Genomic DNA, 6,191 nt, shown 5'->3' with positions numbered 1-6,191 from the left:
GGGGGGGGGGGGGGGGGGGGGGGGGGGGGGGGCGGGGGGGGGGGGGGGGGGGGGGCGGGCGCCCCCCCGCCGGCCCCCCCCGCCGCCCCCCCCCCCCTCGACTCTACCGGCAATGCACCCTGCCTATTCAGCTTTGGCATCAGGCAATAAAAAAGCCCGCTTGCAGCGAACTGCCAGCGGGCTCTGCTCCCTCCCCCACGTCGGGATGCAGGGCCATCCTGCGGAATGCGGAAGGACATTGCACGCTGCACTGCAAAACAGAACTGGTGGGTATGGTAGCCCGCCGTCCGGAAAAGCCATTCCACGAAGGTCGCAGCCCCCGTACGGCGGGGGATGGCCGATAATCGGGCTTTCCCCCTGAAACACGTGTCGTCATGTCTGTTGATCGCATCGCCAACGCGCGTCTCCGTGACCGCGTGGTCTCCGCCGAGGCCGCAGCCGCGCTGATCCAGCCCGGTGAAACCGTCGCCATGAGCGGCTTCACCGGCTCCGGTTACCCCAAGGCCGTCCCCGTCGAACTTGCCCGCCGCATCGAGACGGTGCACGCCCAGGGCCTGCCCTTCCAGATCAAGCTGATGACCGGCGCCTCGACCGCACCGGAACTGGACGGCGCGCTGGCCAAGGCCGATGGCATCGCCATGCGCATGCCCTTCCAGAGCGACCCGGATGCGCGCAACCGCATCAACGAGGGCAAGCTGGATTACATCGACATCCACCTCAGCCACGTCGCCCAGCACGTCTGGTTCGGCTTCTACGGCGAGATCGACACCGCGGTGATCGAAGTGTCGGCCATCCGCGAGGACGGCTCGCTGGTGCCCTCCACCTCGGTGGGCAACAACAAGACCTGGCTGGACCTGGCCAGGAAGGTCATCGTCGAGGTCAACGAGTGGCAGCCGGCCGGCGTGGACGGCATGCATGACATCTACTACGGCACCGCGCTGCCGCCGCACCGCAAGCCGATTCCGCTGGTGAACGCCAACGACCGCATCGGCGATACCGCGCTGCGCTGCGACCCGGACAAGATCGTGGCCGTGGTGCGCACCAACGGCCCGGACCGCAACAGCCCGTTCAGCCCGATCGATGCGACCAGCGAGCAGATCGCTTCGCACCTGATCGAGTTCCTGCAGCACGAAGTGAAGAAGGGCCGCCTGCCGCCGAACCTGCTGCCGCTGCAGTCGGGCGTGGGCAACATCCCGAACGCGGTGCTGGCCGGCCTGGCCAAGAGCGGTTTCCGCGATCTGGCCGCGTTCACCGAGGTGATCCAGGACGGCATGCTCGACCTGCTGCGCGACGGCGTGCTGAGCTATGCCTCGTGCACCGGCTTCGCGCTGAGCCCGCAGGCGAACGAGACGTTCAAGGAACACATCGATTTCTACCGCGAGCGCATCATCATGCGCACGCAGGAAATCTCCAACCATCCGGAACTGGTGCGCCGCCTGGGCTGCATCGGCATGAACGGCATGATCGAAGTGGACATCTACGGCAACGTCAATTCGACGCACGTGATGGGCACGCGCATCATGAACGGCATCGGCGGTTCGGGTGACTTCGCGCGCAACGGTTTCCTGTCGGCGTTCCTGAGCCCGTCCACGGCGAAGAACGGCACGATCTCGGCGATCACCCCGATGGTGAGCCATGTCGACCACACCGAGCACGACGTGTCGGTGATCGTGACCGAGCAGGGCCTGGCCGATCTGCGTGGCCTGACCCCGCGCAAGCGCGCGCAGGTGCTGATCGACAACTGCGCACACCCGGATTTCCGCCCGCAGCTGCAGGATTACTTCGACCGTGCCAGCCGCGAAAGCTACGGCAAGCACACCCCGCACCTGCTGCCCGAAGCGCTGTCGTGGCACCAGCGTTGGCTGGATACCGGCACGATGAAGGGCTGAGACCCGTTGCCGGGGAGCCGAGCATGGCTCGGCTCTACAAATGGCAGCACCGCAACATCCCTGTAGAGCCGAGCCCATGCTCGGCTCCGCGGCATGCGGCTTATCCGCGCAGCGCCGCCAGCGATTCCGCCTGCAGCCGCTCGTAGATCTCGAACTCGTCGTTCACCGCCACGCCCATCGCCTGCTCGAACGCTTCGCGGTTGGCATGCGCGGCATACGCCCGCTGCTCTTCGCCGCCCAGGTTGGACTGGAAGATGCCCGCGGCGCTGACCGGCAGGAAATCCTCGTAGACGATCGGGTCGGCCGTGGCCAGGCCGGCGGCTACCAGCACTTCGGCCGGCAGGTCAGCCACACGCTCCGGCGCGGCGCGGCCGGCGTCGGTCAGCTGGTATCGGTAATACCCCAGCCCTTCCTGGCGCAGGGTGTCGTGGTCATCGGGGAAACTGGCGAACACGCTCTGCAGGCGCTGGCCGTAATCGCCGCCGGTGCTGCCGGCGCCACCGGCATCACGCGCCTGTGCCAGCAGCTGGTCGTACAGCGCACGCCCCTTCGGGGTCAGGGCCAGGCCACGCTGCTCGATCTCGCCGAAGCGCGCGGTATGCGTGCCGGCCGCACCGCCCTCACCACCGGGGAAATGCACGGCCTCTTCCAGCGCCTTGAAGCTCGTCTGCCGCAGCAGGATCGGGCAGGCCCGGCGAGGCGGACCTTCGATCACCGCCTTGGCGGCCATGCCGTGCTCGATCATCGCGGCCTGCGCGGCATCGATATCCAGCGTGCGCGGGGTGAGGTGGTTGATGTGCGGGCCGCGGAAGCTGACCACGTCGGCCACCAGCCGGTGCGCATCGTGCAGCGCGTGGTAGGTGGGCAGGTCGACGGTGGCATCGCCGTGCCAGCGGAAGGTTTCCAGCGCCTCGGCAACGAAGCGCTCGGCATCGGCCTGCGACAGGCCACCGTCACGCTCGGCCTGGTCGATCAGCGCCAGCGCGCCCTCGGTAAAGATGCGGCGGCGCTCGAGGATGCGTGCGGACTCCACGCGCAGCGCCTCGTCTTCGATCAGCTCCAGGCGCAGCAGCGAGGTGAACACGCGGAACGGGTTCTGCGCCAGGGCCGCGCCGGTGAGCGGGCGGAACGCGGTGGAATGCACCGGCACGCCGGCCACCGACAGATCGTAGTAGGCCACCGGAAACATGCCCATCACCGCGAACAGGCGGCGCAGCGTGGCCAGTTCCTGCGGGGTGCCGACGCGGATCGCGCCGTGGCGCTCTTCGTCCAGGCGTGCGCGTTCGTCGTTGCGGTGCAGCCGCGCGGCCAGCGCCGGGTCGTGCGCAAGCACCTCCGCGTTGATCCGCTCCACCAGTTCCACCAGCGTGCCGTACAGCGGCACTTCGGTGCGGTACATGCGGGACATGGCCTGGGCGAACAGGCGGCGGATCACATCAGGCGAAACGAAAGAGGCGCTCATCAGTCACTCGAATGCGGGAACGGGAACGGCGAGAGCCGTATTGTCGCCGGTGTGCGCGATGGGGGCGATATGCAGAGCAACATGACGGCCGCCGTTGGCCGGAAACCCCGGTAGCGCCGGGCCATGCCCGGCGGGCTCCCTGGCCGCGCGTCGCGCTCGCCGGGCATGGCCCGGCACTACCGCTTGAGCTGGCGCTTCAGGGTGGCGTCGAGGGTGATCGGCCGGTCCCAGTGCTCGTAGCTGGCCACGACGGCGTGGCGCACGGCGCGGACATGCAGGTTGTCCGGCTTCACCGGCATGCGCGTGACCACCGCTTCCCAGCCCCCTTCCGGGTTCTGGCTGAAGGCGCGCACGCTGTCGCGGCAGGTCTGGCCGCTGGCCTTGGCCCAGAAGCAGGCAAAGTAGATATCGCCGGCCTGCCAGCCATGGGTGGTGAACAGTGCGCTGACATAGCCGCGCGGCACGTTGGCATAGCGCGATACCTCGTCGAGGAACGCATCGGGGTAGCGCTCGGCGTAGTGGTTGATGTCCTGCAGCTGGGCATCCAGCCAACCGTCACCGGTTTCCACCGTGTAGGCCGCCGAACGTTCGGCCGTCTGCTGGGCCAGCACGGTGGCCGGCGCCAGCAGCAGGAGCGAGAGCAGCAGGAGCGAGGAACGATTCATGCCCTGATTCTGCCGCAGCCGCCGGGTCATGTCAGGCCGCTGCAGCGGCCTTGGCCTCGATCGCGGCCAGCGCGGCCGGCCAATCCCAGGCGGTATCGGCAGTGACCATGCGCGGCTCGTCGTCGGCCACGCCATGCTGGGTTTCGTGCGCCCAGGTGACCGCGTACGGGGTGTGGATGCCCCAGCCGCCCAAGGTGACCACCGGCTCGATATCCGAGCGCAGCGAGTTGCCGACCATCACGAACTGCTGCATCGGCAGATCGAATTCGGACAGCACGCGCGCGTAGGTTTCCGGATCCTTCTCGGAGACGATCTCGATGCGCGGAAACAGCTCGTGCAGCTTGGCCACCTTGATCTTGGCTTCCTGGTGGAACAGGTCGCCCTTGGTGATCAGCACCACCGGGTACTGCTCGGCGATGGCTGCCACCGATTCGCGCACGCCGTCAATCAGGTCGACCGGGTGGCGCAGGGTTTCATGACCGATATCCAGCATGCGCTGGATGTCCTTGGCGTCGATGCGCTGGCCGGTGATGTCGATGGCCGCTTCGATCATCGACAGGACCATGCCCTTCACCCCATAACCGAACACGGCCAGGTTGCGCTGCTGCACCTCCAGCAGGTGGCGGGCGGTCTGGGTGTCGTGCACGTCGACGTAGCGCGACAGCAGGTCCAGGTATTCCTGCTCGGCCTTGCGGTAATAGTCCTCGCTCTTCCACAGCGTGTCGTCACCGTCAAAACCGACCAGGCCGATGGCGCGCGAGCGCGCAGGCATGGAGGCGTTCATCCGACAAGGATACAGGGGTGGCGAGGGCAACAAAAACCCGGGCGGCCTTCGCCGCCCGGGCCCCATGCACCGGTTGCCCCGAACACAACCGGATTCATTCAACCGGTTTCATTCAAACAAGCGGCGATCAGTTGCCGCCGCCAGCACCTGCGCCCGCCCCGGCCTGCTGGGCGGCCACGAAGGCCTTGTACTCATCGGCGCTCAGCTCGCCGTCCTTGTTGGTATCGGCTTGGTCGAACACCTGGGCCAGGCCCGCGTTCACCTGTGCCTCGGACTTGCTGATGGTGCCGTTGCCATCGGTATCGATGCTGGCCCAGGTCTGGCCGCCGCCACTGGCCTGTGCCTGCGCCGATGCAGCCGCACTGGAGGCCTGGTCAGCGGCCTGGCCCGCCTGGGCTGCCGACTGCTGGGCCTGCGCCGCCTGATTCTGTGCCTGGGCTGCCTGCTGCTGGGCGCTCTGCGCCATGGCCGGGACGGCCAGCACACTACCGGCGGCAACGATCAGGGCGAGCAGGGGCTTGCGGTTGCGAATAGTCATCAGGTGGATCTCCTTTGGGTGGTGGAGCGCGGCGTGTTGTCTCCGCACGGCACCTACCCTGCCACCGTGTTTCTGAATCGATTTTGGGCCGCGACTGGGGTGCATACACCCTATTAACCACTCGCCCCGACGCATGGTTTAGCGCAGTGGTTAGGGCAAAGTGAGCGGCCCATAAGACGCACATTCAGCGCGGCCGGATTTAACCGGCACGCAACGAAAAACCTGCGTCAATCGACGTTCTGCGCGGATGACCGCGAACTGAACAAGACCCATCCCAGCGCGACACCGGAGAGCGCGCCGGCGATTTCCAGCACCACGCGGCTGCCCAGTTCGTTGGGGTCGTGGATGGTGGAGAGGAAGATGCGCGCATACAGCGGCGACTCCAGCCGGACGATGCCCATGTAGAACAGCTTCCACATGTCGATGCCGGCGGAGATGGCGACGGAGAACACGCAGGCCCAGCCGATGGCATGGCCCATGGACCAGCGCAGTGCGCGGCACAGGTGGTGCCAGAGGAAGTACACCAGCAGCCCGACCAGCAGGGCGATGGCACCGGCTTCGAGGGAGCCGAGCAGGCCGAAGTGCAGCGGAAGGTTCATGCAGGTGGCTAGTTGGAAGGCGGTAGTGAGTGTAAGGGTATCGGCAGGGCTTGCAGCCCTGCACCTGCCGGTAGTGCCGGCCGCTGGCCGGCAACCTCAAGAGCAAGAGCGGCATTCCGCGGGATGGCGGGGCACTGTGGGTTTGCGGGGACGCCGTAAATACGTCCATGTAGGCTTGGTCGCCGCTTGCTCGTGTGCGCTGTCCTGCGCACACGGCAAGACCGGGGTTGGGCGTCCTGCCCAACCCGCCCGAG

Annotated in this window: 6 protein-coding genes; 1 reads left to right on the top strand and 5 read right to left on the bottom strand. The window is 67.2% G+C overall.

Annotated elements, in window-relative coordinates:
- Positions 1-374 precede the first annotated feature (374 nt).
- Positions 375-1,889, top strand: coding sequence for a succinyl-CoA:acetate CoA-transferase ScpC (scpC, locus tag NQ204_RS19415; protein ID WP_116863320.1), 1,515 nt, complete (start codon positions 375-377; stop codon positions 1,887-1,889).
- Positions 1,890-1,989: 100 nt separating this feature from the next.
- Here scpC and hglS read toward each other — a convergent pair whose 3' ends face one another.
- From hglS to NQ204_RS19390, 5 genes are all read right to left on the bottom strand, one after another.
- Positions 1,990-3,351 carry a 2-oxoadipate dioxygenase/decarboxylase HglS gene (hglS, locus tag NQ204_RS19410; RefSeq protein ID WP_256644687.1) on the bottom strand — a complete coding sequence of 454 codons (1,362 nt, stop codon included), beginning with the start codon at positions 3,349-3,351 and terminating at the stop codon, positions 1,990-1,992.
- Between the two features lie 176 nt (positions 3,352-3,527).
- Positions 3,528-4,016: a hypothetical protein gene (locus NQ204_RS19405; protein WP_116863358.1), complete on the bottom strand. Its 489-nt coding sequence runs from the start codon at positions 4,014-4,016 to the stop codon at positions 3,528-3,530.
- Positions 4,017-4,047: 31 nt separating this feature from the next.
- Positions 4,048-4,800, bottom strand: a complete 753-nt coding sequence (locus NQ204_RS19400; RefSeq protein WP_116863318.1) for an HAD family hydrolase — start codon at positions 4,798-4,800, stop codon at positions 4,048-4,050.
- A 127-nt stretch (positions 4,801-4,927) separates the two neighbouring features.
- Positions 4,928-5,338 (bottom strand): EF-hand domain-containing protein, encoded by a 411-nt coding sequence (locus tag NQ204_RS19395; protein ID WP_108767525.1) that lies wholly within the window; start codon positions 5,336-5,338, stop codon positions 4,928-4,930.
- A gap of 227 nt (positions 5,339-5,565) precedes the next feature.
- Positions 5,566-5,937 (bottom strand): hypothetical protein, encoded by a 372-nt coding sequence (locus tag NQ204_RS19390; protein ID WP_108767524.1) that lies wholly within the window; start codon positions 5,935-5,937, stop codon positions 5,566-5,568.
- Positions 5,938-6,191 lie beyond the last annotated feature (254 nt).

This window comes from Stenotrophomonas testudinis (assembly GCF_024499815.1).
Taxonomy (GTDB): domain Bacteria; phylum Pseudomonadota; class Gammaproteobacteria; order Xanthomonadales; family Xanthomonadaceae; genus Stenotrophomonas.
This window is presented reverse-complemented; position numbering and strand designations above follow the sequence as displayed.

Coding starts and splice junctions, on each gene's coding strand:
- scpC (WP_116863320.1), top strand. CDS start 375: ATGTCTGTTGATCGCATCGCCAACGCGCGTCTCCGTGACCGCGTGGTC.
- NQ204_RS19390 (WP_108767524.1), bottom strand. CDS start 5,937: ATGAACCTTCCGCTGCACTTCGGCCTGCTCGGCTCCCTCGAAGCCGGT.
- NQ204_RS19395 (WP_108767525.1), bottom strand. CDS start 5,338: ATGACTATTCGCAACCGCAAGCCCCTGCTCGCCCTGATCGTTGCCGCC.
- NQ204_RS19405 (WP_116863358.1), bottom strand. CDS start 4,016: ATGAATCGTTCCTCGCTCCTGCTGCTCTCGCTCCTGCTGCTGGCGCCG.
- NQ204_RS19400 (WP_116863318.1), bottom strand. CDS start 4,800: ATGAACGCCTCCATGCCTGCGCGCTCGCGCGCCATCGGCCTGGTCGGT.
- hglS (WP_256644687.1), bottom strand. CDS start 3,351: ATGAGCGCCTCTTTCGTTTCGCCTGATGTGATCCGCCGCCTGTTCGCC.